We start from the raw sequence: 25,921 nt of genomic DNA on the forward strand, positions 1-25,921 counted from the left end.
ATGACCACGGGGGTACGCCGGCAGCGCCGCGCCGCGCCACGCGCGCTGCCGGGCACCCGGTGGGCCCGGCTGGCCGGCCCGCTCACCGTGGTGGCGATCCTGGCCGGGGTCGGCTACCGCCTCTGGCTGCTGCTGCACGACGCGCCGCCGACCAACAGCGACGAGGCCACCATGGGCCTGGCCGCGCTGCACATCGCCCAGGGGCGCCAGTTCCCGGTCTGGTTCTACGGCCAGGAGTACATGGGGCCGCTGGAGGCGTACCTGGCCGCGCCGGTGTTCGCGCTGGCCGGGCCGTCCGTGCTCGGGCTGCGGCTGCCCACCCTGGCGCTGTACGCGCTGTTCGTGCTGCTCGCCTGGCGGCTGACGCTGCGGCTCACCGGGGACCGGTGGTTCGCCCTGCTGGTGGTCGCGCTGCTCGCGCTCGGCTCCGACCGGATCGTCAAGAACCAGCTCATCGCCGGTGGCGGCTACCCCGAGATGAACCCGGCCGGGATGGCGCTCGCCCTGCTCGCGTACGACCTGGCCGCCGGCCGGCCGGGCCGCCGGCTGCCGCGCTGGGCGGCGTGGGGGTTCCTGGCCGGGCTGATGGCCTGGGTGGACCCGCTGGTGCTGCCGTACGTGGCGGCCACCGGCGCGGTGCTGCTCGGGTTCCGCCGGCGCGAGCTGCGCGGCCGGGCCGGCGCGCTGCTCGGGCTGGCCGCCGTGCTCGGCGCCGCGCCGCTGCTCGGGCACAGCCTGCTGACCGGCCGTAACCCGCTCGCCGCCGTGCTCACCGCCGGCGGCGCCGAGCAGAGCGCCGGCTGGGCCGACCGGCTGTACGGCGCGCTGGTGCTCGGGCCGCCGCTCGGCATGGGCTTCTGCTCACCGAGCCACTGCGCCACCTGGCAGCTCTGGTGGGCCGCGGCCCTGCCGGTGCTGCTCGCGACGGCCGGCGTCATCGCCTGGCGCACCCTGCGCACCGGCGGCGCCGAGCCGCCCGCTGCCGTGCCATCCGGCGCGGCACGGTCGGCGTCCGGCGCGGACGGCAACCGACCCGCCGGGCTGGGCGCGGGCGGGACCGGCGGCCCGGGTGTACGGCGCCCCGGCGACGCCGACGTGCACCCACGGGTGGGGGCGGCGATCCGGCTCGCGCTCGTGCTGGGCGGCGTCGCGACGCTCGCGGTCTACGCCGTCAGCAGCGCCGCCGGGCGGACCCCGGTGGAAAGCTCGCGCTACCTGTCCTGCCTGCTGATCTCCCTGCCCGCCATACTCTGGCCGCTCTGGACCGCCGCCCGGGGCGCGAGGTCACGAGCCGCGGCTGGACCCGCCGGCACCGGGGTGGCCGCCTGGGCCACCGGGCCGGCCGCTGCCGGTCGGGCTGCCGGACCGGCGGGTGACGCCCGGGATGCTGGCCGGAGGGCAGGCGCCCGACCGGAGGCACGGTGGTCGGCCGGGTCGGGCCTACGGGCGAGCGCGCTCCGGGTCGCGGCGGTCGGCGTGCTCACGGCGACCACCGGCACCGCCGCCGTCGCCACGGCCGGGGCGATCGGCACCGCCCCGGCCGTGCAGGCCACCGAGGCCCGGCACGCCGCACTCGTGGCGGCGCTGCGCGAGCGCGGCGTCCGGCACGTCTACGGCGGCTACTGGACCTGCAACCGGCTCACCTTCGCCAGCGCCGAGGACGTGGTCTGCGCGGTGGTCGACGACGACCTGAGCCCCGGCCACGACCGCTACCGGCCGTACCGGCGGGCGGTGCGGCAGGCGACGGCACCCGCCTGGGTCGCGCCCGTCGGCTCGCCGCTGGCCGCCCGCCTCGACGAGCGGACCCGCGCCGAGCCCGGCGGCCTGACCCCCGTCACCATCGACGGCTGGCGCATCTACCTCCCCCACCCCTGACTCCCCCGCCACCCCTCGTCCGACCGCTCGTTCCCGGGAAAGAGCCGCTCGTTCCCGGAAAGAGTGGCTATTCCGCGCGGAATGGCCACTCTTTCCGTGAAAGTGCGCAGGCCCCTGGCGCCCGCTCCGCCCAGGTGGGTGGGTCAGGGGGTGGCGGGGTCGGCGAGGAGGTTGAGGCGGTGGGCGAGCGCGGCGGCCTCGACCCGGTTGCTCACGTCGAGCTTCGCGATGATCCGGGACACGTGCACGCTCGCCGTCTTCGGCGAGATGAACAACTCCTGGGCGATCCGGCTGTTGCTGTGCCCCTCGGCGACCAGCCGCAGCACCTCGCGTTCGCGCAGGGTGAGCAGGTCGGCGCCGGGGCGGCCCCGGGTCGCGCCGCGCAGCCCGACCCGGCGGGCCAGGGTGGCCGCCCGCTCGGCCAGCGGCGGCGCACCGAGCCGGTCGGCGATCGCGGCGACCTCGGCCACCGACGCCGACACCTCGTCCCGCTCACCGGCCGCGGCGGCCGCCTCGGCCAGCGAGAGCAACGCCCGGCCGAGCGGCCAGGGCTGCCCGTCGGCGCGCCACGCGCCCACCGCCGTCCGCCAGGCGGCCAGCGGATCGTCCCCGGCGGCGATGGTGGCGGCCAGCTCGGCGGCGTGCGCCCGCTCGGCGGGGAACCGGACCGGAACGCTCGTGGCGAGCGCGGCGACCCGGGCGACCAGCGACTCGTCGTCGAGCTGCCGGGCGGTCCGGGCCAGCGCGGTCAGCACCGGCCAGGCGTACCGGGGGCAGCCGGGCAGGTCAGGGTCGACCAGCGCTGCCTCCGCCGCGCGCCGCGCCTCGGTACGGTCGTCGGCGGCCAGTGCCGTCTCCAGCCGCAGCTCCAGCAGCGGCAGCCGTTGGTGCGCGTGCAGGTAGGGGCGGTTCAGGAAGCTCAACGCCCGGCCGACCGCCTCGTCCGCGCCCGGGTGCCCCTGGGCCAGCCGCTGCCCGGCGCGCAGTTGCAGCCAGTGCAGGCCGGAGACGCCCGGCGGGTCGATCCGGGCCGCCTCGGCGCAGATCTCCTCCGCCTCCGTCCACCGGCCCAGCGCGAGCAGCGCCTCGGCCTGGTTGGAGAGCAGGTACGCGCCGGTGGACCGGCTGATCCCGACCCGGCGGGCCTCGGTCACCCCGTCCGCGGCGGCCTGCGCCGACTCGGCGTACCGGCCCAGCTCGAAGAGCACGTCGGAGCGGTAGACCAGCGCGGTGACCAGGCTCTCGGCGTTGCCGGTGGCGCGGGCCAGCCGCTCGGCGCGGTCCACCTCGGCCAGCCCGAGGTCGGCCGAGCCGCGCCGGTTGCAGAGCACCGCCAACTGCACCGGCAGCAGCGTCTGGTCGATCCCGGACTCCTGCGCCGCGGCCAGCGCCTCGGCCGCGAGCCGGGTGCCGTCCACCGGGTCGATCCGGGCGAGCTGGGCGGTGATCCCGGCGAGCAGCCGCAGCCGCTCCGGCCCGTCCGGCACCCGCCCGGCCAGCCGGTACGCCTCCCGCAGCTCGGCGGCGCCGTCGGCCTTGCCGAGCATGGCCAGCATCCGGGCGTGCCGGTCGAGCAGCCCGGCGGCGCGCAGCGGCTCGGCGTCGGCGTCGACCTCGGCCAGCGCTGCCCGGGCCAGGGTGAGCGCCCGCTTGTAGTCACCGGCGGTGGTGGCGGCGGTCAGCGTCTCCTCCAGCACCGCGAGGTGGTCCATGCCGAGCCGGTCGGCCGCGTCGGGCACCAGCTCCCACAGCTCCAGCACCCGTTCCAGCAGCCGGCTCTGCTCCGCGTACGCGTACCGCTCGCCGGCGGCGCGGGCGGCGGCGCGGGCGGTCACCAGCGCCCGGGGGTGGTCGTGCGCGGCGTACCAGTGGTGGGCGATCTCGGCCGGCGCGCGGCCGGCGGGGACCAGGTGCGGCTGCGCCTCGATGGCGGCGGCGAACCGGGCGTGCAGCCGGGCGTGCTCGCCGGGGAGCAGCTCGTCGTGCACCGCCTCGCGGACCAGCGCGTGCCGGAACTCGTAGTCGCCGTCCGGGTCGGCCACCACCAGCTGGGCGGCGACGGCGGCGCGCAGGGCGTCCTCCAGCTCCGCCTCCGGCAGGCCGGCCACCTCGGCGATCAGCTGGTGGGCGAAGCGGGTGCCGCCGGCCGCGGCGATCCGGAGCACCCGCTGGGCCGCGTCGGGCAGCCGGTCCACCCGCGCCAGCAGCAGGTCGCGCAGCGTGTCCGGGAGCGCGGCGCAGCCGATCGGGTCGCCGGCGGCGGCCAGCTCCTCGATGAAGAACGGGTTGCCCTGGGTGCGGTCGTGCACGTCGTCGACGGCCCGCGCGGCCGGCTCGGCGCCGAGCAGGTCGGCCAGGATCGCTCCGGTGCCGTCCCGGTCCAGCCGGCCCAACTCGACCCGCTCGACACCACGGGCGCGGTCCAGCTCGGCGAGGAACGGGCGCAGCGGGTGGCCGCGGTGCAGTTCGTCGGTGCGGTAGGTGCAGACCAGCAGCAGCCGGGCGGTGCGGGCGGCCCGGACCAGGAAGCCGATCAGGTCGCGGGTGGACCGGTCGGCCCAGTGCAGGTCCTCGATCACCAGCACCAGCGGCTGTGCCGCGGCGAGCCGGTGGAACAGCCCGGCGACCAGGTCGAAGAGGTAGCCGCGCGGGGCGTCGGAGGTCGGTACCGCGGCGGGCGCGGCGATCCCGACGGGAACCCGGGCCAGCTCCGGCAGCAGTCGGGCGAACTCCGCCTCGTACCCGTCGAGGACGGCCGGGCCGTCGTGACGCAGCACGTCGCGCAGCGCGGCGGCGAACGGCGCGAACGGCAGGCCCGCCTCGCCCAGCTCCAGGCACTGGCCGACGAGCAGCCGCGCCCCGGCGGCGGTGGCCAGCCCACCGAACTCCTCCAGCAGCCGGGTCTTGCCCACCCCGGCCTCGCCGCCGACCAGCACCGTGGTCGGCTCCCCGGTGCGCGCCCGGGCCAGGGCGTCGCGCAGGGCCGTCAGCTCACTCTGACGGCCGACGAGGACGGTGCTGGCGGCGCGTACGGTCACGGCTCCGAGCATGCCACGGCCGGCGCCGCCGCCGTTCACGGAGATCAACCCGCCGGCCGACGGCGCGTCACCGGCCGGCGTGGCCGATGCGGCCGGCGGGGCGGGTGCGGCCGGGGCGGACCGGTCGGGCGCCGCCGACGGCACGGGACCGGCCGGCGCGGCCGGCTCCGGCGCGGCGGGCCGGTCCGGCGAGGGAACGACACCGGCCGCCGGTGACTGGTCACCGGCGGCCGGGTTTGCGGAGCCGGCGGCCGGGTTTGCGGAGCCGGCGGCCGGGCGGGCTGCGCCGGCCGCCGGCGGGGCCGGGGCGGTCACCGGCGGGCGTCGTCGGTGCGGCCCGCCTGGTGGCGGCGACCCAGCCAGCCGCGTCCGCCGCGGCGGCTCAGCGACCGGGCGAGCCGGTCCGCGGCCGCCTCGGCACGCAGCTCGGCGGCGTGCGTGCGGTGCAGGGAGAGGATGAATTCCGCGTCGTTGCCGAACATGTCGGGCTCCTGTCGTGCGTCTCGGTCATCTGCTGACCTTGACTCTCCGCGCGAAGGTGGCCCCGGGGCATGGGCACGCTGCCTGATCTTCGCCCGCTCACCCTCCTTACGCCGGGGCTCAGCCGGCCGGCCGGCGACGTAAGGTACTCAGTCCACCGACCACCGGCCGCGGATCAACCCGGCCGGCCCCGACCACTAGACTCTGGGGCATGGCAAAGCCCCAGGAGAAGGTCTCGTTCGGCCAGCGGCTGAAGCAGATCGGGTTGGTGTTCAAGTTCACCGCCAAGCAGGACAGGTGGTTCGCGCCGCTGGCCGCCGCCGCGGTGCTGATCCCGCTCGCGCTCACCGTGGTCGCGGTGGTCCTGTGGGGCTGGATCTGGCTGCCGATCGGCATCCTGCTGGCGCTGCTCGCGCTGCTGATCGTGCTCAACCTGCGGTCCAACAAGGCGATGATGAACGCCGCCGAGGGCCAGCCGGGCGCGGCGGCCCAGATCATGGAGAGCATGCGGGGCGACTGGCGGGTGACGCCGGCCGTCAGCTCCACCACCCAGATGGACATGGTGCACCTGGTGATCGGCCGCCCCGGGGTGATCCTGCTGGCCGAGGGCAACCCGCAGCGGGTGCGCGGCCTGCTCGGCCAGGAGAAGCGCCGGCTGGCCAAGGTGATCGGCTCGGCGCCGCTCTACGACTACGTGATCGGCCAGGAGGAGGGCGAGCTGCCGATCCGCAAGCTGCGGATGACGCTGATGCGGCTGCCGCGCAACCTCAGCGGCAAGGACGTCAACTCGCTGGACAAGCGGCTCAAGGCGCTCACCGCCCGGCCGCAGATGCCCAAGGGCGCGATCCCGAAGAACATGCGGCCCCCGCGGGGCGCCTTCCGCCAGACGCGCGGTCGCTGACCCGAGACGTACGCGTGGAGCCGGGCCCGATGGGCCCGGCTCCACGCGTATCCGGCCCTCGGTCCCCGTGATCGTCTGACGGTGGGCGGGGAGGATCCGCCGGTTCGCCCCGCTCAGGGACAGACGATCACGGGTAGTCCGGTCAGGCGGCGGTGACGACCGACCCGGTGAGGCGGTCGTGCAGGCCGCGGCGGTGCCCGTCCATCAGCAGCGCCGGCACCACCAGGGCCAGCAGCAGGCCGCGCAGCAACGCCCGGAACAGGCCGATCCGGCCGCCGTCGGCCCAGGCCACGCAGCGGACCTTCGTGATGTACATGCCGGGGGTCTGCGCGAACAGGCCGAGGAAGAAGCCGTACTCGAGGACGAGCACCAGCACCGGCGCCCAGCCGTCGCGTGCCGGGTCGGCGAAGAAGTTCGAGACCAGCAGGCAGAGCACCCAGTCGATGATCAGGGCCCCGAACCGGCGGCCCAGGCTCGGCGGGGTGAAGGCGGGATCCGCGGCGGGCGGCACGGGGCGATCATGCGGCGTGGTCACAGCGGTCAGGGTAGCCAGGCCCTTCGGCCGTTTCTCGGCTGGGACCGACCGCTCCGCCGCGCAAAAACGGACCAACCGCATCAAGTGTCAATACACTGGCACAGCCGGTTGCTCCCGGCCGGCCGTCCCAGCCCGGTTGACCGGCGCGGATGACGCTCCGCGGGGGACGTAACACGGCAGAAACACTCAAGACACGGCCGGGCAACCGCGCGGCCATAGCGTCGCCAGCAGCCTAGCTACCCCGTGGACGTGCCAGGAGGACGTGTGTTCGCCAATCCCGAGGAACTCCTGCGATACCTCAAGAATGAGGACGTGAAGTTCGTCGACGTACGTTTCTGTGACCTGCCCGGCGTGATGCAGCACTTCAACCTGCCGGTGGAATCCGTCGCCGACGACCTCTTCACCGACGGGCTCGCGTTCGACGGCTCGTCGATCCGCGGCTTCCAGGCGATCCACGAGTCGGACATGCTCCTGCTCCCGGATGTCGCCACCGCCTTCATCGACCCGTTCCGGGCGCAGAAGACGCTCGCCCTGAACTTCTTCATCCACGACCCGTTCACCCGCGAGCCCTACAGCCGGGACCCGCGCAACGTGGCGAAGAAGGCCGAGGCCTACCTGGCGGCCAGCGGCATCGCCGACACCGCGTACTTCGGCGCGGAGGCGGAGTTCTACATCTTCGACTCGATCCGCCACGAGACCTCGGCGCACCAGTCGTACTACTACATCGACTCGATCGAGGGCGCCTGGAACACCGGCCGCGACGAGGAGGGCGGCAACCGCGGTTACAAGACCGCGTACAAGGGCGGCTACTTCCCGGTGCCGCCGGTGGACCACTACGCCGACCTGCGGGACAGCATCGTGCGCCGGCTGGTCGACACCGGCTTCACCGTGGAGCGCTCGCACCACGAGGTGGGCACCGCCGGCCAGTCCGAGATCAACTACCGGTTCTCCACCCTGCTGCACGCGGCCGACCAGCTCCAGCTCTTCAAGTACATCGTGAAGAACGAGGCCTGGGCCAACGGCAAGACCGCGACCTTCATGCCGAAGCCGCTCTTCGGCGACAACGGCTCCGGCATGCACACCCACCAGAGCCTCTGGCTGAACGGCGAGCCGCTGTTCTACGACGAGACCGGCTACGCCGGGCTCTCCGACACCGCCCGCTGGTACATCGGTGGCCTGCTGCACCACGCGCCGTCGCTGCTGGCGTTCACCAACCCGACGGTCAACTCGTACCGCCGGCTGGTGCCGGGCTTCGAGGCGCCGGTCAACCTGGTCTACTCGCAGCGCAACCGCTCCGCCTGCACCCGCATCCCGGTCACCGGCAGCAACCCGAAGGCCAAGCGCGTCGAGTTCCGGGTGCCCGACCCGTCGGCAAACGTCTACCTCGCCTTCTCGGCGATGATGATGGCCGGCCTGGACGGCATCAAGAGCAAGATCGAGCCGCCGGCCCCGATCGACAAGGACCTGTACGACCTCCCGCCGGAGGAGTGGGGCGACGTCAAGCAGGTGCCGGGCTCGCTGCCCGCCGTGCTCGACTCGCTCGAGGCCGACCACGACTATCTGCTCGACGGCGGCGTGTTCACGCCGGACCTGATCTCGACCTGGATCGAGTGGAAGCGGACCAACGAGGTCGACCCGGTGCGCCTGCGCCCGACCCCGCACGAGTTCGCTATGTACTTCGACTGCTGAGGCACTCGGGCGACACCGGCCGGGCCGGCTCCGCGACGCGCGGAGCCGGCCCGGCTGTCTGATCCGGCCTGGTCCGCCGGAACCCGTTCTCCCGCGCGCCGAGCAGCCCCCCACCCGGTCCGGCAAACGGGGCAGCTCGACAGTACTGCTGGAGCGGTCCGGCTGGCGGAAGCGTTTGGTACGGGCTGGCCGCCGGGCGGCGGAGCCACAGGCGGAGGTTCGGAGTCGTCCGCACCGGGGGCGACGAGGGTCGAGGTCAGGGGATGTCGGCCGGTGCCGGCTGACGGGCGCGGCGCAGTCGGCGGAGCGTCCACACCGCAAGCGCGACGGCCAGCGCGGTCATCGCGATCGCGCCCGGGGCCTTGGTGAACCGGGCCAGGGTGGTGCCGTCGGGCAGGGTGAGAAACGCGGCGAGCGCGCTGGGCAGCACGAACCAGGTGTTCCGGGCGACGGAGACGGCGAGCAGCGCCAGCGGCCAGGTGAGGTACCAGGGGTGGACGACCGGGGCCAGGGCGACGGTGGCGGCCAGGGCCAGCCCGGCGGATCGCAGCGCCTCCCGGGGGCGGGCCGCCTCGATCCGGACCACCCGCTGCCGGACGTCGTTCAACCGGCGCAGCGCCCGCCAGGCCCGGCACCAGAGCAGCACCAGCAGCACGGCGAGCAGCAGCAGCGCCACCGCCCGGACCACCGGCACGGCGCCCGGGTCCCGGCCGACCAGCGCGCCTGCGTAGTCGACGACGAAGCCCACCGCGGTCGGCGGTGAGGTCCACTGCTCGGTGTCGCCGCTGCGGGCCAGCCCGCCGACCCAGCCGAAGCCGAGCCCGGCGGCCAGCGCGGTGACCGCGAGCGCGGCCAGCACCCCGCCGGCCAGCCAGCCGGCGGCGCGCAGCAGCGGCCCGAGCGTGTAGCGGCCCAGCACCGCGGCCAGCGCCGCGAACGGCAGCACCACCAGCGCGGTGGCCTTCACCGTCACCGCCAGCCCGAGCAGCGCCCCGGCGACCAGCAGCGCCCGCGGCCGCCCGGGCAGCCGGACCAGCACCAGCAGGGCGAGCGTCAGCAGGCCGAGCAGCACCGCGTCGTTGTGCGCGCCGGCCAGCAGGTGCACCCCGACCAGCGGGCAGGCCAGCACCAGCCAGGCGGCGCGGCGGGTGGGCACCCCGGCGGCCCGGGCCAGCCCGGGCAGGCAGAGCGCGGTCAGCAGCATCCCGGCCAGCGCGATCAGCCGCAGCACCACCAGGGCGCCGACCAGTCCCCCGCCCAGGGTCACCGCGAGCGCGGCCAGCAGCACGAAGAACGGCCCGTACGGGGTCGGGGTGTCCCGCCAGATCGGCGCGACCGCGTCCACCCAGGGGCAGCCCGCCCCGGCCACCCCCGTCGCGTACGGGTCGGCGCCGTTCGCGTACGCCCAGCCCTGGCAGGCGTAGGAGTAGACGTCCCGGCTGCCCAGCGGCGGGGTGAGCAGCAGCGGCACCGCCCAGAGCCCGGCGGTGCGGTACGCCCACCCGGTCGACGGGGCGCCCCGGCGCAGCGCCCACCACGCGCCGACCAGCAGCGCGGTGCCGACCAGCCAACCGGCGACGACCAGCGGGCCGCGGTCCCCGCGCCAGGTCGGCGCGGTGGCGGTGCCCGGCAGCGCGCCGCCGAGCCAGCCGGCGACCGCCAGCAGCACCGCCCCGGCCAGGCCGGCCCAGCGGGCGAGCCGGGCGGCGCCGGGCGGGCGCGGGCCGTCGGGCGAGCGCGGGGCGTCGGGTGCCGGCGGGGCGGGCGGGGCGCCGGGATCGCTCACCGGCGCACCTTCCCTCAGTCGACGGCGACCGGCCGGCGGGCCGCCCGAGCCGACCGTACCAAGCGAACCGTCACCACGATCACCAACAGCGTCATCAGCGGGGCGCCGACGGTCTTGGTGTACCTGGGCAGGCCGGTGCCGTCGGCCAGCACCAGGAACGCCGACACCAGCGCCACCACCGTGAACCAGCCGGTGCGGTGCCGCGACGTGGCGGCGAGCACGGTCAGCGGCCAGATCCAGTACCAGGGGTGGAAGAGCGGGGCCAGCGCCACCGTGGCGGCCAGCGCGAGCCCGGCGTGCCAGAGCGGGTCCCGGGTGCGGGCCCGCCACCAGAGCCAGATCAGCACCAGCGCGAGCACCGCCATCCCGATCCCGCGGGTGACCGGCAGCGGGTCGCCGTGCCAGCCGAACGGCGCGGCGAGATAGGCCACGGTCTGCCCCACCGCGGTCGACGGCGAGGTCCAGGCGATCACCAGGCCGCCCTGCTCCAGCCCGGCGATCCAGCCGAAGTCCAGACCGGCGGCGAGGGTCACCCCGGCCACCGTCGCGACCGCTCCGCCGACCACCCAGCCGCCGTCGCGGACCAGCGCCCGGATCGAGTACGCGCCGGCGATCGCGGCCAGCGCCGCGAACGGCACCACGACCAGCGCGGTCACCTTGACCCCGCTGGCCAGCCCGAGCAGCACACCGCCGGCGAGCAGCGGGCCGGGCCGGGCCGGCCGGGACACCACCACCGCCAGCCCGGCCACCAGCAGCCCCACCATCAGTGCGTCGTTGTGCGCCCCGGAGACCAGGTGCACGGCGACCAGCGGGCAGGCCAGCGCCAACCAGAGCGCGCGGCCGACCGGTACCCCGCAGCGGCGGGCCAGCACCGGCAGGCAGGCCGCGGTCAGCGCCACCCCGGCGACCGCGATCAGCCGGAACAGCACGATGCTGGCGGTCAGCGAACCGGTCGCCCGCACCACCGCGCCGGAGAGCACCACGAACAGCGGCCCGTACGGCGCCGGGGTGTCCCGCCAGATGTAGGAGATGGTGTCCAGCCACGGGCAGGGCAGCGCGGACACGCCCTGCTCGTACGGGTTGATCCCGGCCGCGTAGCTGGCGCCCTGGCACGCGTACGCGTAGACGTCCCGGCTGGCCAGCGGGGGCGCGAACAGCAGCGGCAGCAGCCAGAGCCCGACGGTGACCAGGGCCCAGCGGGCCGACGGCACCCGGTCGCGCAGCGTCCACCAGGCGTAGGCCAGCAGCGCGGTGCCGACCAGCCAGGTGGCGATGATCAGCGGCCCGTTCGGGCCCTGCCAGATGCTGACCGGGGTGGGGCGCAGGTCTCCGTCGGGCAGCGCGCCGCCGAGCACGGCGGCGACGGCGAGCAGCGCCGAACCCGTCAGGCCGGTCCAACGCGCTAGGTGGTGAGGCACGCCCGACATGCTGCCAGTACCGTGGTCGCGGTACGGAGGTGGGCATGCGGCGCTCTCGGGTGGTGGCGGTGGCCGCCGCGTCCGCCGCCGCCGTCCTCGGGGTGGTACACCTCACCCTGCCGCCGATGGGTTCCGACCTCTCCGCGCAGGTGGCCCGGGCCGACTTCTTCGCCGCGCACGGCCTGACCCCGGTCGACCTGCGCTGGTACGGCGGCGTCCAGCAGTTCGGCTACAGCCTGCTCGCCCAGCCGGTGATGGCGCTGCTCGGGGTGCGGGTCACCGGCGCGCTGGCGCTGCTCAGCGCGGCGACCGCGTTCGCCGCGCTGCTGGTGCGCACCCGGGTGCCCCGCCCGCTGCTCGGCAGCCTGGTCGGGGTGCTCACCATCGCCGGCAACCTGGTCTCCGGCCGGGTCACCTACGGCCTCGGGGTGGCGTTCGGGCTGGCCGCACTGCTCGCCCTCACCCTGCCCGGCCGTCGGGCCCTGCTCCGGCTCGGGCTGGCCGCGGCCGGGGCGCTGCTGGCCTCGGCGGCCAGCCCGGTGGCCGGCCTCTTCGTCGGTCTGGCCGGCGCGGCGCTGCTGCTCACCCGCCGGTACGCCGACGGCCTGACGCTCGCCGTGGCGGCCGCGCTGCCGCTCGGCCTGACCGCGCTGCTGTTCGGCGACGGCGGCTGGATGAACATCAGCCGCACCGACACCGTCCGAGCGGTGGTGACCAGCCTGCTGGTCGCCGCGCTGGTGGCGTACCGGCCGGTGCGGGCGGGGGCGCTGCTGTCGGCGGCCGGGGTGCTGGCCGCCGCGCTGGTGCACACCCCGGTCGGGCTGAACGCGACCCGGCTGGCGGTGATGTTCGGGCTGCCCGTGCTGGCCGCCGCCGCCCGGCCCCCGGCCTGGCTCACCCGCCGGCTGCCGGGCACCGCGACGCGGGCCGCCGGGACGGACGCCGCGGCGCGGGCCGCACGGCCGGGCGCGAAGCGGTCGGCCGGTGTGCCGGAGCGGCGGCGGGGACGCGTGCTGTCCGCCGCCGCGCTGGCCGCGCTGCTGGTGGCGGTCTGCGTCTGGCAGCCGCCGGTGGTCCCCGCCGACCTGCGCGGTGTCGGCGGCCCGACCACCCGGCCCGGCTACTTCGCCCCGCTGCGGTCGTGGCTGGACGGGCAGCGGCTCACCGGCCGGGTCGAGGTGCCGCCGACCCGTGACTACTGGGAGGCGGCGTCGCTGGGCGAGGTGCCGCTGGCCCGGGGCTGGCTGCGGCAGGCCGACATCGACCGCAACCCGCTCTTCTTCACCACCGTCCCCGGCGCCGCCGGCACCGGGGTGCCGCTGACCCCGGCGAGCTACCGCGCCTGGCTGGCCGAGAACGCCGTGCAGTACGTCGCGGTCCCGGACGCCCCGCTGTCCTGGGTGGGCCGGGCCGAGGCGGCGCTGGTGACCGGCGGCCTGCCGTACCTGACCCCGGTCTGGTCCGGCCCGCACTGGCGGGTCTGGGCGGTGGTCGACCCGACCCCGATCGTCGGCGCCCCCGCCGAGCTGGTCCGCCAGGACGGCGCGACGCTGACCTTCCGCGCCCCGGCCGCCGGCACCGTGCCGGTCCGGGTGCGGCACAGCCGCTGGCTGACCGCGTCCGGCGGGGCGACGGTGGCCGCCGACGGCGAGTGGACAGCGGTCACCGTGCCCCGCGCCGGCAGCTACACGCTGGGCAGCTGACCGGTCAGCCCGCCAGCACCCGTTCCATCGCCGCCCGGGACCGCCGGCCGGTGCGCAGGTACTCGTCGAGGAACTCGCCGGGATCGTCGCGGCCGAGCAGCCGGACCACCCCGGCCAGCTCCACCCCGTGCCGGGGCAGCTGGTCGCCGGCCCGGCCGCGGACCAGCATCAGCGCGTTGCGGACCTGCGCGGCCAGCGTCCAGCCGGCAGCCATCGCCGCGGCGTCCGCCGGGTCGACCAGGCCGGCGTGCCGGGCCGCCGCGAGGGCGTCGAGGGTACGCGTACCGCGCAGCGCCGGGTTCGCCCCGCCGTGGCGCAGCTGGAGCAGCTGCACTGCCCACTCGACGTCGGCCAGCCCGCCCCGGCCCAGCTTGGTGTGGGTGGCCGGGTCGGCGCCGCGGGGCAGCCGCTCGTGCTCCACCCGCGCCTTGATCCGACGGATCTCCACCACCTGCTCCCGGGTCAGCCCCTCGGCCGGGTAGCGGACCGGGTCGACCAGCGCCTCGAACTCGGCGCCCAGATCAGCGTCGCCGCAGACGAACCGGGCGCGCAGCAGCGCCTGCGCCTCCCACACCCTCGACCAGCGGGCGTAGTACTGGGCGTACGCGGCGACGCTGCGGACCAGCGGCCCCTGCCGGCCCTCCGGGCGCAGGTCCGCGTCCACGCCGAGCGGCGGGTCGGGGGCGGGCAGGGCGAGCAGTCGACGCAGTTCCTCGGCGACGGCGTGCGCGGCGGCGCTTGCCGCACTCTCGGCGGCGCCCTCCGGGGCGTCGTAGACGAAGAGGACGTCCGCGTCGGAGAGGTAGTTCGACTCGTACCCGCCGAGCCGGCCCATGCCGATCACCGCGAACCGCAGCCCCGGCAGCTCGGGCCGGCTGGCCCGGGCGACGCGCAGCGCCGCGGCCAGCGTGGCGTCGGTGACGTCGGCCAGCGCGGCGCCGACCGTGGTGACGTCGGTCAGCGCCGGCGCGGCGCGTCCGGCGCCGTCCGGTCGGGGTGGGGCGGGGGCCAGCGAGCCGGCCCGGCTCAGCAGGTCGGCGCAGGCAAGCCGGACCAGTTCCCGGCGGCGCAACGCGCGGACCGCACCGGTCGCCTCGACCGGGTCGGCGTGCCGGGCGGCCGCGGCGGCGAACCCCTCGTGGAGCACCTCCCGCGGGCGCGGGGTCAGCTCGCTCTCCTCGGCCAGCAGCCGCAGCGCCTCCGGCTCCCGGGCCAGCAGGTCGGCGGCGTACCGGGAGGAGGAGAGCACCCGGGCCAGCCGGCGGGCCACCGGGCCCTCGTCGCGCAGCAGCCGCAGATACCAGGGGGTGCTGCCGAGCTTGTCGGAGACCTGCCGGTAGTTGAGCAGGCCGCGGTCCGGCTCGGGGGCGTCGGCGAACTCGCTGAGCAGCACCGGCAGCAGGGTGCGCTGGATGGCCGCGGTGCGGCTCACCCCGCCGGTGAGGGCCTGGAGGTGGCGCAGCGCCCCGGCCGGGTCGGCGAAGCCGAGGATCTCCAGCCGGTGCCGAGCCGCCTCCGGGGTCAGCCGTAGCCCGTCGGCGGGCACCCGGGCCACCGACTCCAGCAGCGGGCGGTAGAGCAGCTTGGCGTGCAGCCGGCGTACCTCGGTGGCGTGGGTGACCCACTCGGCGCGGAACTCCTCGACGGCGCTGCGGCCCGGCGTGGCCTGGTAGCCGAGCGCGGCGGCCAGCCAGCGCAGCGCGGTCGGCTCGGCCGGCACGGTGTGGGTGCGGCGCAGGCCCTGCAACTGGAGGCGGTGCTCGACGGTACGCAGGAAGCGGTAGCCGCGCAGCAGCGCCTCGCCGTCGGCCCGGCCCACGTAGCCGCCGGCCACCAGCGCGCGCAGCGCCGGGATGGTGCCGGGCGCCCGCAGCGACTCGTCGCCGCGGCCGTGCACCAGTTGCAGCAGCTGCACCGCGAACTCGATGTCGCGCAGCCCGCCCGGGCCGCGCTTGATCTCGCGTTCCAGCTCCTTCGGCGGGACGTTGTCGATGATCTTCCGGCGCATGGCGCGGACGTCCTCGACGGCCTCCGGCCGCTCGGCCGCCCGCCACAGCAGCGGGGCGAGTTGGTCGATCCACTCCCGCCCCAGCGCCAGGTCGCCGGCGGCCGGCCGGGCCTTGAGCAGGGCCTGGAACTCCCAGGTGCGGGCCCAGCGCCGGTAGTAGGCCAGGTGGCTGGCGAGGGTACGCACCAGCGGCCCCCGGTTGCCCTCCGGGCGCAGCGCCGCGTCGACCGGCCAGGCGACCAACCCGCAAATGTGGATCAGCCGGGTGGCGACCGTGGTCGCCGCGGTCAGGTCGGCGTCCTCGGCGGCCACGAAGATCACGTCCACGTCGGAGACGTAGTTCAGCTCGTCGCCGCCGCACTTGCCCATCGCCACCACGGCCAGCCGGGGGTGGGGCGCGCCCGCCGGCAGCTCGCCGACCGCGATCCCGTACGCCGCCGCGAGGGTGGCGTCGGCCAGCGCGGAGAGCGCGGCCATGGTCTGCTCCAGGCCCCGGCCGCCGGTCAGGTCGGCCGCCGCGATCCGCAGCAGCGCCAGCCGGTACGCCCGGCGCAGCACCGCGATCGGGTTGCCCTCGCCGGTCAGGTCGAGCCGCCCCTCGGCGGTCGGCGCGAGCCCGTCCGGGGCGGTGCGCAGCGCGGTCCACTGGTCCGGGTTGGCCACCAGGTGGTCGCCGAGTGCCGACGAGGCGCCGAGCACCGCGATCAGCCGGCGCCGCAGCCCCGGGTCGTCGCCGAACGCGGCCAGCAGCGCCGAGCCGGTGCCGATCCCGGCTGCGGATTCCGCCGCGCCGCTGCCGGCCGGGTCCGCCGCCCCGCCGGTGCCCGCGCGCTGTCCGACGGCGATCGCGGTCCCGCCGGTGCCGACGGGGCGTCCGGCGGCGGCGGTCGCGGCCCGGTTGCCGGTCGCGTGGTTGCCGGTCGCGCCCACCCGGCGCTCGGCCTCCACCAGGCGGTGCAGTTGGCGCAGCGCCAGGTCGGGGTCGGCGGCCCGGGACAGCGCCGCCAGCAGCTCCGCCGCCGGCTCGTCCGCCGGCTCCTGGGTGTCCGGCCGCCACAGGCCCAGCCCGTCCGGGCCGAGCAGGTCGGCCGCCCGCGCCCCGCCGTCGTCCTCGCCGATCCCGAAGCCGTAGCGGGCCAGCCGCCCGGCGGCCCTGGGCGGCCGGCTCATCCCTGCCCGAGCAGCGGCAGGCTGCGCCGCGGCCCGCTGTCGTCCAGCTCACCGAGGGCCAGCGCGGCGAACCGGGCGGCGAACGGCTGCCAGACCTCCTCGACGTCGGCCATCACCTCGTGGCAGGCGGCCACCACCAGCTCCGGGTCGTAGCCCAGCTCGGCCAGCACGGTCGAGTCGGTGGCCCAGTCGTCGATCATCGCGGTGTCGCACTCGATGTGGAACTGCAGCCCCCAGGCCCGGTCGCCGAGGCGGAACGCCTGGTGCGGGTAGCGGGTGGAGGCGGCCAGCAGGGTCGCGCCCCGCGGCAGCTCGGTGATCTCGTCGGCGTGCCACTGGAGCACGTCCGGGATCAGCGGCACGTACCGGAAGAGCGGGTCGGCCTCGGCGGCGTCCCGCCGGCCGACCACGGCCGGGCCGATCTCCGGCCCGGACGGGCTGCGCTCCACCTGGCCGGCGTGCGCGGTGGCCAGCAGCTGCGCGCCCAGGCAGATGGCCAGGGTGGGTACCCGGTGCCGGACGGCCTTGCGGAGCAGCCCCTCCACCGCCGGGAACCAGGGCGCGCCCGGCGATCCGTCCGGCAGCGGGTACGCCTGCTGCTCGCCGCCGAGCACCACCAGCGCCGCGTACCCCGCCAGGTCGGCGGGGAGTTCGTCACCGGCGTGCGGTCGCACCACCCACAGGTCCAGCCCGGCCTCGGTCAGCCACTCGCCCAGCCGGCGCGCGTCGTCGGTCGGGTCGTTCTCGATCACCAGCGCGGTTGCCACGCCGTCGAGGCTAGCCGGTGCGCCGACGAACCCCGGAACGGCTCCACGCGCGCCACCCGCCTGCCGGTGCCGTCACCCGCCGGGGCGGGCGGGGGCCGGGGCGCGCAGGGCGTCCAGCATTCGGGACAGCGCCGCCCAGGTGTCGTCGAGGGCGGCCGGCTCCGTCGTCCCGGCCAGCCAGAGCGCCGCCTCGTTCATGGCGCCGGAGAGCAGCCGGGCCAGTGGCGCGACCGGCTGTCGGCCGATCGTTCCGGAGTCGACCAGCTCGGTCAGCGCCTCGGCCAGGTGCCGGCCCGAGGTCGCCTCGTCCAGCGCGCGCCACTCGTTCCAGCCGAGCACCGCCGGGCCGTCCACCAGCATGATCCGTTGCAGCCGCGGATCGGTGCTCGCGGTGAGGAAGGCCCGGCAGCCGGCGGTGAACCGGGACCACGGGTCGTGGTGGGCGTCGGCGGCGGCCGCCACCCGGTCGGCGACCTCCTGCTGCACCTCGGCGAGGACCGCCCGGAACAGGTCGGGCTTGCCGCTGAAGTGGTGGTAGAGCGCGCCCTTCGTGACCCCGGCGGCCTGGACCAGCTCCGCCAGCCCGACGGCCGCGTAGCCCTGGCTGGCGAAGAGCCGCCGCCCGTGGCGCATCAGTGCCGCCCGGGTCTGCGCGCGCTGCCGGGCCCGGATCCCCTGCGTCATCGATCCTCCATTGACATACCAACGGTACGCGAACTAGCGTCCTTCACATACCGATGGTATGCGAAAGGGGACTCCGTCATGAACCTGACCAGCTTCTATCCGGTCGTCTGCACCGACCGGCTCACCGAGGCCCGCGACTTCTACCAGGAACACCTGGGCTTCGAGCCGACCTTCGAGGCCGACTGGTACGTGAGCCTGCGCCGCCCCGGGCCGCCGGAGTACGAGCTTGCCCTGCTCGACCACCGGCACCCGACCCTGCCGGCGGCGTACCGGACCCCGGTGCGGGGGCTGCTGCTCAACCTCGAGGTGAGCGACGTCGACGCCGAGTGGGAGCGCCTCGCCGTCCGGGCCGGGCTCCCCGTGGAACTGGAGCTGCGCAGTGAGGACTTCGGCCAGCGGCACTTCATCCTGGCCGCCCCGGACGGCGTCCTGATCGACGTCATCACACCCATCCCGCCGACCGGGGAGTGGGCACAGCGGTACGTGGCCGGGTGAGCCCCCGGCGCGACTAGGCTCTGCCGCTGTGCCCGACCACACCGCGCCCGAGCAGCCGTCCGTCCTCCGCCCGCCGGTGCTGCGGCCCGGCGACACGGTGATGCTGGTGTCGCCGTCCGGGCCGACCCGGCCGGAACGGGTGGCCCGCGGCATCGAGCTGCTCACCGGCTGGGGGCTGCGGCCGAAGCTGGCGCCCAACGCGTACGCCCGGCAGGGCTACCTGGCCGGCGCGGACGAGCTGCGGGCCGCCGACCTGAACGCGGCGTTCGCCGATCCCGAGGTGCGCGGGGTGATCTGCACCCGGGGCGGGTACGGCGCGCAGCGGGTGGTGGACGCGATCGACATGGCCGCCGTACGCCGGGATCCGAAGGTGGTGGCCGGCTTCTCGGACATCACCGCGTTGCAGTTCGCGCTCTGGCGGGGTGCCCGGCTGGCCAGCGTGCACGGCCCCGGCGCGGCCTGGACGGACGACCGCACCCCGCCCCGGTCCGCCGAGTCCCTGCACGCCGCGCTGATGACCACCGAGCCGGTCACGGTGACCGCGGTGCCCAGCGAGGAGACGTATCCGGTACGGGTGCCCGGCCGGGCCACCGGCCGGCTGCTCGGCGGGAACCTCTGCCTGATCGTGGCGTCGCTCGGCACCCCGGACATGCCGGACCTGACCGGGGCGGTGCTGCTCGTCGAGGACGTGGGCGAACCGCCGTACAAGGTGGACCGGATGCTCACCCAGCTGCGCCGGGCCGGCGCGCTGGACGGGCTGGCCGGGGTGGCGGTCGGCCAGTTCACCGACTGTGCGGACGGTTGGTCGGTCACCGTCGCCGACGTGCTCGCCGAGCGCCTCGGCGACCTCGACGTCCCGGTCCTCGGCGGCCTGCCCATCGGCCACGGCCCCGGTCAGCTCACCGTCCCGGTCGGCACCGAAGCCACCCTCGACACGACCACCGAAACCCTCACCACCACCCCCGCCGTCCGCTGACCCCCTCCCCCGCCCCCACCCTGTTGATCAAGGGGTTTGTGTCAGGATCCACGCCCGTTGGTGACGCAAACCCCTTGATCAACGCGGGTCAGCGGGGGGTCACCCAGAGCGCGCCGTCCGGCCCCACGGTGATGCCGTACGGGCCGGCGGCCGGATCGGGCAGCGGGATCTCGCGGATCTGGGCAGCTGTCACTGGTGGTCACCTTCCGTCGGCACGCGGCCGGCCTCCGGTTCGGGCCGGGCCTGGCGACTGTCCACCCTTACCGCCGTGGCGTCCGGGAGCAACCGGTCTGTCCGGCCGGTCGGCCCGGATTGCCAGCTCGCTGACAGCTTCGCCATGGGTCACCCCCAGGTCGGCTGGTCACTGTCGGTGATGTCAACGCAACACGTACCGACGAGTTGGAGGACAGGACAACATGGCCATGACGAGGAAGCACCTGATCGCCGGGCTGGCGACGGCCGGCGTACTCGGCCTCGGGGTCGCCGCCCCGACGGTCGCCTTCGCCGCCGACGGCACCGATCCGGCGCCGAGCGCCAGCACCAGCGACGACCGGCAGCAGCAGCGGGCCGACCGCCAGGCCGGTTTCGCCGAGGCGCTCGCCGAGGAGCTGGGCGTCTCCACCGACAAGGTGACCGCCGCGCTGGAGAAGATCCGCGCGGAGCGCAAGCCGGCCGACCGGCCGGAGCGCCCGTCCGCCGAGGACCGGCAGGCGGCGCTGAGGGAGCGGCTGGCACAGGCCGTCGAGGACGGCAAGCTCACCCAGGAACAGGCCGACGCGATCACCGCGGCGGTCGAGGCCGGCGTCCTCCCCGGTGGCCCGGGCGGCCACGGCCAGGGTGGCCCGGGCGGCCACGGCGGGCACGGCGACCCGGCCGGTAAGTGAGATCGGGCTGACACCGACGCGCTCGACCCGGGCCTGCCCACCGCTCGCCCGGGTCGGGTGACCCGTCCCGCCGTGATGCCTGGGAGTCACCAGGATGACCTCCCGGGCATCACGGTCCGGGCGACGAGGCCGCCCGCCAGGCGGTGCCGGACCGGCCGGTCCGGCGTCGGACACCGCCGGCGGCGACCCCGCCCGGCCCGCCCGGGTGGCTCAGCCGGCCGGCGGCGGGGTGAAGACGCCGACGTGGTTGCCGGCCGGGTCGAGCAGGTGGGCGAAGCTGAGTCCGTTGTCGTTCTGCTTGCGCGGCACCAGCACCTTGCCGCCGGCCGCCTCCGCCCGCCGGCAGGTCTCCGCCACGTCGGCCACCTGCACGTAGAAGATGGCGTAGTTCGGACCGGTGCCGCCGGTGCCCCGGATCGCGCCACCGATCCCCTCGCTCCCGCCGGCTCCGGTCGTCCGGTACGTGGCGCCGCCGGCGCCCTCCTCGGTGAAGCTCCAGCCGAACAGGTCGCCGTAGAACCGCTCGGCCTCGTCCGGCCGCTCGGTGCCGATCTCGAACCAGGTCACGCCGTTGTTGCTCGTCATGTATCGCCTCCCGTGCCGTGCGCCGGCGTTCTGCCGGCGCCGTCGGGAAGCAGCCTCACGGTCACCCGCGACAGCGTCCTGTCGGTGTTTCCGGCGTGGTCCGCGGACGGATCCCGGCATGCGACCGGCACTGCCGGCGGGAACAGCGTCAGCGGGTGGCGGGCTCCCCCGCGACCGGCTGGCGGCCACGCCGCCCGATCCCGGGTCAGGCCACGGGCCGGCGAGCGTCGCCGCCGTCCACGGCTCAGACCAGGCTCAGCCGGCGGAGCCGCTCCCGCGGGATGTCGCAGGCGACGTCCAGATCCAGGTCCCGGTCCGGGACCCGCTCGGCGAGCGTCGTGACCGCGACGATCCGGTCGGTGCGGAACGCCCGGATGCCGTCGCGCAGCCGGCACCAGGCCAGCAGGTACCAGTGCCGGGGGTTGCCGAGGTAGCCGAGCGGCTCCACCTCGCGCAGCGTCCCGGCGCCGGCGCGGTCGGCGTACCGGATGCGCAGCACCCGCCCGGCGGGCACCGCGTCGGCGACGGTGGCCGGGACGGGCGTCACCGGCCCGTCGCCGATCAGGTGCACGCGCGCGGCCAGCCGGTGCGCCTCGGCGGCGTCGGCGGCCGGCATCACCGCGAGCAGCTTGCGCAGCGCGGTGCCGGCGGCCGCGGCGAACGGAGTGCCGCGCAGCCGGTGCAGCGCCACCGCCATCGCCACCGCCTCGCCGGGGGTCAGGTTCACCGGCGGCAGGGTGCGGGCGCGGTCCACCGCGTAGCCGCCGGTGCGGCCCGGCTCGGCCCAGATCGGCACCCCGGACTGTTGCAGGGCGCCGATGTCGCGCTCGATGGTGCGGGTGCTGACCTCGAATCGCTCGGCCAGCCAGCGGGCGCTGCGGGGCCGCGGGGACACCGCGCGCAACTCCTCGACCAGGGCGTAGAGACGGTCCGTGCGGTTCACCCCGCGAACTTAGGTCGCGGGTACGACAGACCGGCTCAGGCGATGCAGGCGCAGACGATCAGCGCGGCGCCGAAGTGGGTGGCGGCGCTGACCCGGGCCGCCGGGTGCGGCTCGTCCGCGCAGATGATCTCGCCGAGCCGGCCCGGGGTGAGCAGGTCCAGCACGAAGAACGCCAGCGCCATGATGGCCAGCCCGACCAGCCCGAAGATCAGCGTGGACGCCAACCCCTTGGTGAAGTCGCTGTAGCTGGTCAGGATCGCGGTGAAGACGATACCGGCGATGCCGAGCTGGTTGGCGGCGAGCAGCAGCGCGGCGTTGCCGTTGCGGCGCACCCAGATCAGCTCCCGCAGCCGCCCCGGGGTCAGCAGGTCGACCAGCAGGAAACCGGCCGCCATCAGGGCCACGCCGACGACCCCGAACACCACACTCTGCCAGGCTCCGCTGAGCAGATCCTCCACCACCGACTGCCTCCCGACCGGCTACGCCCGGCGGGGTGCCGGCGCGGTGATCGAGACGATAGCGGCCGGGCGCCACCGCGGGCAGCCCCGGCTACAGCGACAGGTAGCGCTGCCGCTCGTACGGGGTGACCTCGCGGCGATACTGCTCCCACTCGGCGCGCTTGTTGCGCAGGAAGAAGTCGAAGACGTGCTCGCCGAGCACCTCGGCGACCAGCTCCGAGCCGGCCATCACGTCGATCGCCTCGGCGAGGTTCTCCGGCAGCGGCTCGTAGCCCATCGCCCGCCGCTCGGCGCTGGTCAGCGACCAGACGTCGTCCTCGGCGCCCGGCGGCAGCTCGTAGCCCTCCTCGATGCCCTTGAGGCCGGCGCCGAGCAGCACCGCGAAGGCCAGGTAGGGGTTGGCCGCCGAGTCCGGCGAGCGGACCTCGACCCGGGCCGAGTTCGGCTTGCCGTACGCGGGCACCCGGACCAGCGCGGACCGGTTCAGGTGACCCCAGCAGACGTACGCCGGGCTCTCGGTGACCCGGTCCGGCAGGGCCTGCGGGAAGAGTCGCTTGTAGGAGTTCACCCACTGGTTGGTGACCGCCGTGTACTCGCGGGCGTGCACCAGCAGCCCGGCGATGAACGCCCGGGCCACCTTGGACAGCTTCATCGGATCGCCGGCGTCGTGGAACGCGTTGCGCTCCCCCTCGAACAGCGACAGGTGGGTGTGCATGCCGCTGCCCGGCTGGTCGGTGAACGGCTTCGGCATGAAGGTGGCCTGCACGCCGGTGGAGAGCGCTACCTCCTTCACCACGTGCCGGAAGGTCATGATGTTGTCGGCGGTGGTCAGCGCGTCGGCGTAGCGCAGGTCGATCTCCTGCTGGCCGGGGGCCACCTCGTGGTGGCTGAACTCCACCGAGATGCCGATCCGCTCCAGCGCCAGCACCGCCTGGCGGCGGAAGTCCCGGGCCACCGCGTGGGTGGTGTGCTCGAAGTAGCCGCCGGTGTCCACCGGGGTGGGCACCGACCCGTCCAGCGGGCCGTTCTCCAGCAGGAAGAACTCGATCTCGGGGTGGGTGTAGAAGGTGAAGCCCTTCTCCGCGGCCTTGGACAGCGCCCGGCGCAGCACGTGCCGCGGGTCGGCCCAGGACGGCCCGCCGTCGGGGAGCAGGATGTCGCAGAACATCCGGGCGCTCTCGCCGCTGACCCCGCCCTCGAACGGGAAGACCTGGAAGGTGGTCGGGTCGGGCATGGCCACCATGTCGGACTCGAAGACCCGGGCGAAGCCCTCGATCGCCGAGCCGTCGAACCCGATGCCCTCCTCGAAGGCCGCCTCCAGCTCGGCGGGGGCCACCGACACGCTCTTCAGGGTGCCCAGCACGTCGGTGAACCAGAGCCGGACGAACCGGATGTCCCGCTCTTCCAGCGTGCGGAGGACGAACTCCTGCTGACGGTCCACTTCCACTCCTCGCGACACCTCGTCGGCCACCGGACGGGCCCGGCCCGGCCTGACCGACCAGTCTCCACCGGCCTCGTTACGCCGACGTTACGCGAATCTCCCGCCGGTCGTCCCGCCGTGTCCCGCCGCCCGGACCACCCGGGCCGACCAGGGCCCGCGAGGCGGCACGGGGGTGGTCGCCGTCTCGCGCCGCCCGCCGTGTCGGGCCCGTGCCGCTGGGGCAAGATGAGGACATGCCCACCCTGCGTCTCGCCCTGTGCCAGGTCAACCCGACCGTCGGCGACCTCGCCGGCAACGCCTGCCTGGTCCGCAGCTGGACCCGCCGGGCCGCCGACGCCGGCGCCCAGCTCGTCGCGTTCCCGGAGATGATGCTCACCGGCTACCCGGTCGAGGACCTGGTCTTCCGGCGGTCGTTCGTGGCGGCCTCGCAGGCGGCCCTGCGCCGGCTCGCCGCCGACCTGGCCGCGGACGGGCTGGGCGACCTGGCGGTGGTGGTCGGCTACCTGGACGCCGACGGTCCGCCGCAGGTCGCCGGGGACGCCGAACCGGGGCGGGGCGCCCGCAACGCCGCCGCGCTGCTGCACCGGGGCGAGGTGGTCGCCACCTACTTCAAGCACCACCTGCCCAACTACGGGGTGTTCGACGAGGACCGCTACTTCCTGCCGGGCGACATGCTGACCGTGGTCCGGGTCGGCGGGGTGGACGTGGCGCTGACCATCTGCGAGGACCTGTGGCAGGCCGGCGGCCCGTTCGCCGCCGCCCGGCAGGCCGGCGTCGGCCTGGTCGTCAACATCAACGGCTCGCCGTACGAGTTGAACAAGGACGACGTCCGGCTGCCGCTGGTCCGCCGCCGGGCCGTCGAGGCGGGCGCGGCCATCGCGTACGTCAACATGATCGGCGGCCAGGACGAGCTGGTCTTCGAGGGCGACTCGATGGTCGTCGGCGCGGACGGCGAGCTGCTCGCCCGGGCCCCGCAGTTCGTCGAGCACCTGCTGGTGCACGACCTGGGGCTGCCCGCGGCGGCCGAACCGGCCGGCGCGGACACGGAGCTGGCCGACGGGCTGCGGGTGGTACGCGGCGCGATCGGCGAGCTGCCGGCGGCACCGACCGGGCCGGCGGTGACCGGTGGGCTGATCGCCCCGGTGGCCGACGAGGCGGAGGTGTGGCACGCGCTGGTGCTGGGCCTGCGCGACTACGTCAACAAGAACCGGTTCCCCTCGGTGGTGCTCGGCCTCTCCGGCGGCATCGACTCGGCGGTGGTGGCCGCGCTGGCCGTGGACGCGCTCGGGCCCGACCGGGTGGTCGGGGTGTCGCTGCCCAGCCAGCACTCCTCCGAGCACAGCCGGGAGGACGCGGCGGAGCTGGCCAAGCGGACCGGGCTGGACTACCGGACCGAGCCGATCCAGCCGATGGTGGACACCTTCCTGGCCAACATGTCGCTGTCCGGGGTGACCGTGGAGAACCTCCAGGCCCGGGTGCGCGGGGTGATCCTGATGGCGCTGTCGAACCAGGAGGGCCACCTGGTGCTGACCACCGGCAACAAGAGCGAGCTGGCGGTCGGCTACTCCACCCTCTACGGCGACTCGGTGGGCGGCTTCAACCCGGTCAAGGACGTGTGGAAGACGCTGATCTGGCGGCTGGCGAAGTGGCGCAACGCCGAGGCGTCCCGCCGGGGCGAGACCCCGCCGATCCCGGAGAACTCGATCGGCAAGCCGCCGAGCGCCGAGCTGAGCCCGGGCCAGCTGGACAGCGACACGCTGCCCGACTACGACGTGCTCGACCCGATCCTGATCGGCTACGTCGACGGCGACCTCGGCCGGGACGGGCTGGTCGAGTCCGGCCACGATCCGGCGGTGGTCGACAAGGTGCTGCGGATGGTGGATACCGCCGAGTACAAGCGGCGGCAGGCCGCGCCGGGCACGAAGATCTCGATGAAGGCGTTCGGCCGGGACCGGCGGCTGCCGATCACCAACCGGTGGCGGGAGAAGGGCTGAACCGGTCGGGCCTGGGCCCGGTCCGGGAGTGAAATCCTCCACTGCGCCCTGCCGCCGACGGGCCGTCCGGTGCGACGATCGCGGCGGAACC

20 protein-coding genes are annotated in these 25,921 nt (G+C 75.6%); 8 read left to right on the forward strand and 12 right to left on the reverse strand.

The features are described from left to right. Positions 1 to 1,875 (forward strand): hypothetical protein, encoded by a 1,875-nt coding sequence (locus FHX32_RS01475; RefSeq protein ID WP_167178774.1) that lies wholly within the window; start codon positions 1 to 3, stop codon positions 1,873 to 1,875. A 143-nt stretch (positions 1,876 to 2,018) separates the two neighbouring features. Here the strand turns inward: FHX32_RS01475 and FHX32_RS01480 are convergent, their stop codons facing one another. Beyond that, positions 2,019 to 4,913 (reverse strand): ATP-binding protein, encoded by a 2,895-nt coding sequence (locus FHX32_RS01480; RefSeq protein ID WP_486480866.1) that lies wholly within the window; start codon positions 4,911 to 4,913, stop codon positions 2,019 to 2,021. Between the two features lie 311 nt (positions 4,914 to 5,224). Further along, positions 5,225 to 5,395: a hypothetical protein gene (locus FHX32_RS01485; protein WP_167178776.1), complete on the reverse strand. Its 171-nt coding sequence runs from the start codon at positions 5,393 to 5,395 to the stop codon at positions 5,225 to 5,227. A 209-nt stretch (positions 5,396 to 5,604) separates the two neighbouring features. On the opposite strand from FHX32_RS01485, the gene FHX32_RS01490 reads away from it, so the two are divergent. Beyond that, positions 5,605 to 6,294 carry a DUF4191 domain-containing protein gene (locus FHX32_RS01490; protein ID WP_167178778.1) on the forward strand — a complete coding sequence of 230 codons (690 nt, stop codon included), beginning with the start codon at positions 5,605 to 5,607 and terminating at the stop codon, positions 6,292 to 6,294. A 142-nt stretch (positions 6,295 to 6,436) separates the two neighbouring features. Here FHX32_RS01490 and FHX32_RS01495 read toward each other — a convergent pair whose 3' ends face one another. After that, positions 6,437 to 6,829: an RDD family protein gene (locus FHX32_RS01495; protein WP_486480867.1), complete on the reverse strand. Its 393-nt coding sequence runs from the start codon at positions 6,827 to 6,829 to the stop codon at positions 6,437 to 6,439. 264 nt (positions 6,830 to 7,093) lie between these two features. Here FHX32_RS01495 and glnA (FHX32_RS01500) point away from each other — a divergent pair, with 264 nt between their 5' ends. Further along, positions 7,094 to 8,518, forward strand: coding sequence for a type I glutamate--ammonia ligase (glnA, locus tag FHX32_RS01500; protein ID WP_167178781.1), 1,425 nt, complete (start codon positions 7,094 to 7,096; stop codon positions 8,516 to 8,518). A 256-nt stretch (positions 8,519 to 8,774) separates the two neighbouring features. Here glnA (FHX32_RS01500) and mptB (FHX32_RS01505) read toward each other — a convergent pair whose 3' ends face one another. Both mptB (FHX32_RS01505) and mptB (FHX32_RS01510) read right to left on the reverse strand, forming a co-directional pair. After that, the gene (mptB, locus tag FHX32_RS01505) at positions 8,775 to 10,304 is read right to left on the reverse strand and encodes a polyprenol phosphomannose-dependent alpha 1,6 mannosyltransferase MptB (protein ID WP_167178784.1); all 1,530 of its coding nucleotides are present in this window, start codon (positions 10,302 to 10,304) and stop codon (positions 8,775 to 8,777) included. Between the two features lie 14 nt (positions 10,305 to 10,318). Then, a complete protein-coding gene (gene mptB, locus FHX32_RS01510) occupies positions 10,319 to 11,722 on the reverse strand; it encodes a polyprenol phosphomannose-dependent alpha 1,6 mannosyltransferase MptB (RefSeq protein ID WP_486480868.1) in 1,404 nt (467 codons plus the stop codon). A gap of 44 nt (positions 11,723 to 11,766) precedes the next feature. On the opposite strand from mptB (FHX32_RS01510), the gene FHX32_RS01515 reads away from it, so the two are divergent. Continuing rightward, a complete protein-coding gene (locus FHX32_RS01515) occupies positions 11,767 to 13,425 on the forward strand; it encodes a hypothetical protein (protein WP_167178788.1) in 1,659 nt (552 codons plus the stop codon). Between the two features lie 4 nt (positions 13,426 to 13,429). Here the strand turns inward: FHX32_RS01515 and FHX32_RS01520 are convergent, their stop codons facing one another. The 3 genes from FHX32_RS01520 to FHX32_RS01530 form a co-directional block, all read right to left on the reverse strand. Next, positions 13,430 to 16,603, reverse strand: coding sequence for a bifunctional [glutamine synthetase] adenylyltransferase/[glutamine synthetase]-adenylyl-L-tyrosine phosphorylase (locus FHX32_RS01520; RefSeq protein WP_167178790.1), 3,174 nt, complete (start codon positions 16,601 to 16,603; stop codon positions 13,430 to 13,432). Then, entirely contained in the window at positions 16,600 to 17,370 is a 771-nt protein-coding gene (locus FHX32_RS01525; RefSeq protein ID WP_167178792.1) for a type 1 glutamine amidotransferase, read from the reverse strand. The genes FHX32_RS01520 and FHX32_RS01525 overlap by 4 nt, the downstream gene beginning before the upstream one ends. Before the next feature lie 72 nt (positions 17,371 to 17,442). Further along, complete coding sequence (locus tag FHX32_RS01530; RefSeq protein WP_167178794.1) at positions 17,443 to 18,054, reverse strand: TetR/AcrR family transcriptional regulator; 612 nt, start codon at positions 18,052 to 18,054, stop codon at positions 17,443 to 17,445. A 78-nt stretch (positions 18,055 to 18,132) separates the two neighbouring features. Between FHX32_RS01530 and FHX32_RS01535 the strand changes: the two genes are divergently transcribed. The 3 genes from FHX32_RS01535 to FHX32_RS01550 all read left to right on the forward strand — a co-directional run bounded on the left by FHX32_RS01535 (position 18,133) and on the right by FHX32_RS01550 (position 20,409). After that, complete coding sequence (locus FHX32_RS01535; protein ID WP_167178796.1) at positions 18,133 to 18,549, forward strand: VOC family protein; 417 nt, start codon at positions 18,133 to 18,135, stop codon at positions 18,547 to 18,549. A gap of 100 nt (positions 18,550 to 18,649) precedes the next feature. Further along, positions 18,650 to 19,525, forward strand: coding sequence for an LD-carboxypeptidase (locus FHX32_RS01540; protein ID WP_167182058.1), 876 nt, complete (start codon positions 18,650 to 18,652; stop codon positions 19,523 to 19,525). 416 nt (positions 19,526 to 19,941) lie between these two features. After that, the gene (locus tag FHX32_RS01550; protein WP_167178798.1) at positions 19,942 to 20,409 is read left to right on the forward strand and encodes a transglutaminase-like family protein; all 468 of its coding nucleotides are present in this window, start codon (positions 19,942 to 19,944) and stop codon (positions 20,407 to 20,409) included. Between the two features lie 210 nt (positions 20,410 to 20,619). Here FHX32_RS01550 and FHX32_RS01555 read toward each other — a convergent pair whose 3' ends face one another. From FHX32_RS01555 to glnA (FHX32_RS01570), 4 genes are all read right to left on the reverse strand, one after another. After that, positions 20,620 to 20,994, reverse strand: coding sequence for a VOC family protein (locus FHX32_RS01555; RefSeq protein WP_167178799.1), 375 nt, complete (start codon positions 20,992 to 20,994; stop codon positions 20,620 to 20,622). 244 nt (positions 20,995 to 21,238) lie between these two features. Next, positions 21,239 to 21,937: a helix-turn-helix transcriptional regulator gene (locus FHX32_RS01560; protein WP_167178801.1), complete on the reverse strand. Its 699-nt coding sequence runs from the start codon at positions 21,935 to 21,937 to the stop codon at positions 21,239 to 21,241. Positions 21,938 to 21,972: 35 nt separating this feature from the next. Then, positions 21,973 to 22,398: a DUF350 domain-containing protein gene (locus FHX32_RS01565; protein ID WP_167178803.1), complete on the reverse strand. Its 426-nt coding sequence runs from the start codon at positions 22,396 to 22,398 to the stop codon at positions 21,973 to 21,975. A gap of 88 nt (positions 22,399 to 22,486) precedes the next feature. After that, positions 22,487 to 23,836: a type I glutamate--ammonia ligase gene (gene glnA / locus FHX32_RS01570; RefSeq protein WP_088992624.1), complete on the reverse strand. Its 1,350-nt coding sequence runs from the start codon at positions 23,834 to 23,836 to the stop codon at positions 22,487 to 22,489. Positions 23,837 to 24,069: 233 nt separating this feature from the next. Between glnA (FHX32_RS01570) and FHX32_RS01575 the strand changes: the two genes are divergently transcribed. Beyond that, complete coding sequence (locus tag FHX32_RS01575; protein ID WP_167178805.1) at positions 24,070 to 25,830, forward strand: NAD+ synthase; 1,761 nt, start codon at positions 24,070 to 24,072, stop codon at positions 25,828 to 25,830. The last annotated feature ends 91 nt before the right edge of the window (positions 25,831 to 25,921 follow it).

Source organism: Micromonospora sp. CNZ280, from assembly GCF_011759515.1.

Coding starts and splice junctions, on each gene's coding strand:
- FHX32_RS01540 (WP_167182058.1), top strand. CDS start 18,650: ATGCTGGTGTCGCCGTCCGGGCCGACCCGGCCGGAACGGGTGGCCCGC.
- FHX32_RS01530 (WP_167178794.1), bottom strand. CDS start 18,054: ATGACGCAGGGGATCCGGGCCCGGCAGCGCGCGCAGACCCGGGCGGCA.
- FHX32_RS01475 (WP_167178774.1), top strand. CDS start 1: ATGACCACGGGGGTACGCCGGCAGCGCCGCGCCGCGCCACGCGCGCTG.
- FHX32_RS01550 (WP_167178798.1), top strand. CDS start 19,942: ATGGCCATGACGAGGAAGCACCTGATCGCCGGGCTGGCGACGGCCGGC.
- FHX32_RS01515 (WP_167178788.1), top strand. CDS start 11,767: ATGCGGCGCTCTCGGGTGGTGGCGGTGGCCGCCGCGTCCGCCGCCGCC.
- FHX32_RS01535 (WP_167178796.1), top strand. CDS start 18,133: ATGAACCTGACCAGCTTCTATCCGGTCGTCTGCACCGACCGGCTCACC.
- FHX32_RS01485 (WP_167178776.1), bottom strand. CDS start 5,395: ATGTTCGGCAACGACGCGGAATTCATCCTCTCCCTGCACCGCACGCAC.
- FHX32_RS01555 (WP_167178799.1), bottom strand. CDS start 20,994: ATGACGAGCAACAACGGCGTGACCTGGTTCGAGATCGGCACCGAGCGG.
- FHX32_RS01490 (WP_167178778.1), top strand. CDS start 5,605: ATGGCAAAGCCCCAGGAGAAGGTCTCGTTCGGCCAGCGGCTGAAGCAG.
- FHX32_RS01520 (WP_167178790.1), bottom strand. CDS start 16,603: ATGAGCCGGCCGCCCAGGGCCGCCGGGCGGCTGGCCCGCTACGGCTTC.
- FHX32_RS01575 (WP_167178805.1), top strand. CDS start 24,070: ATGCCCACCCTGCGTCTCGCCCTGTGCCAGGTCAACCCGACCGTCGGC.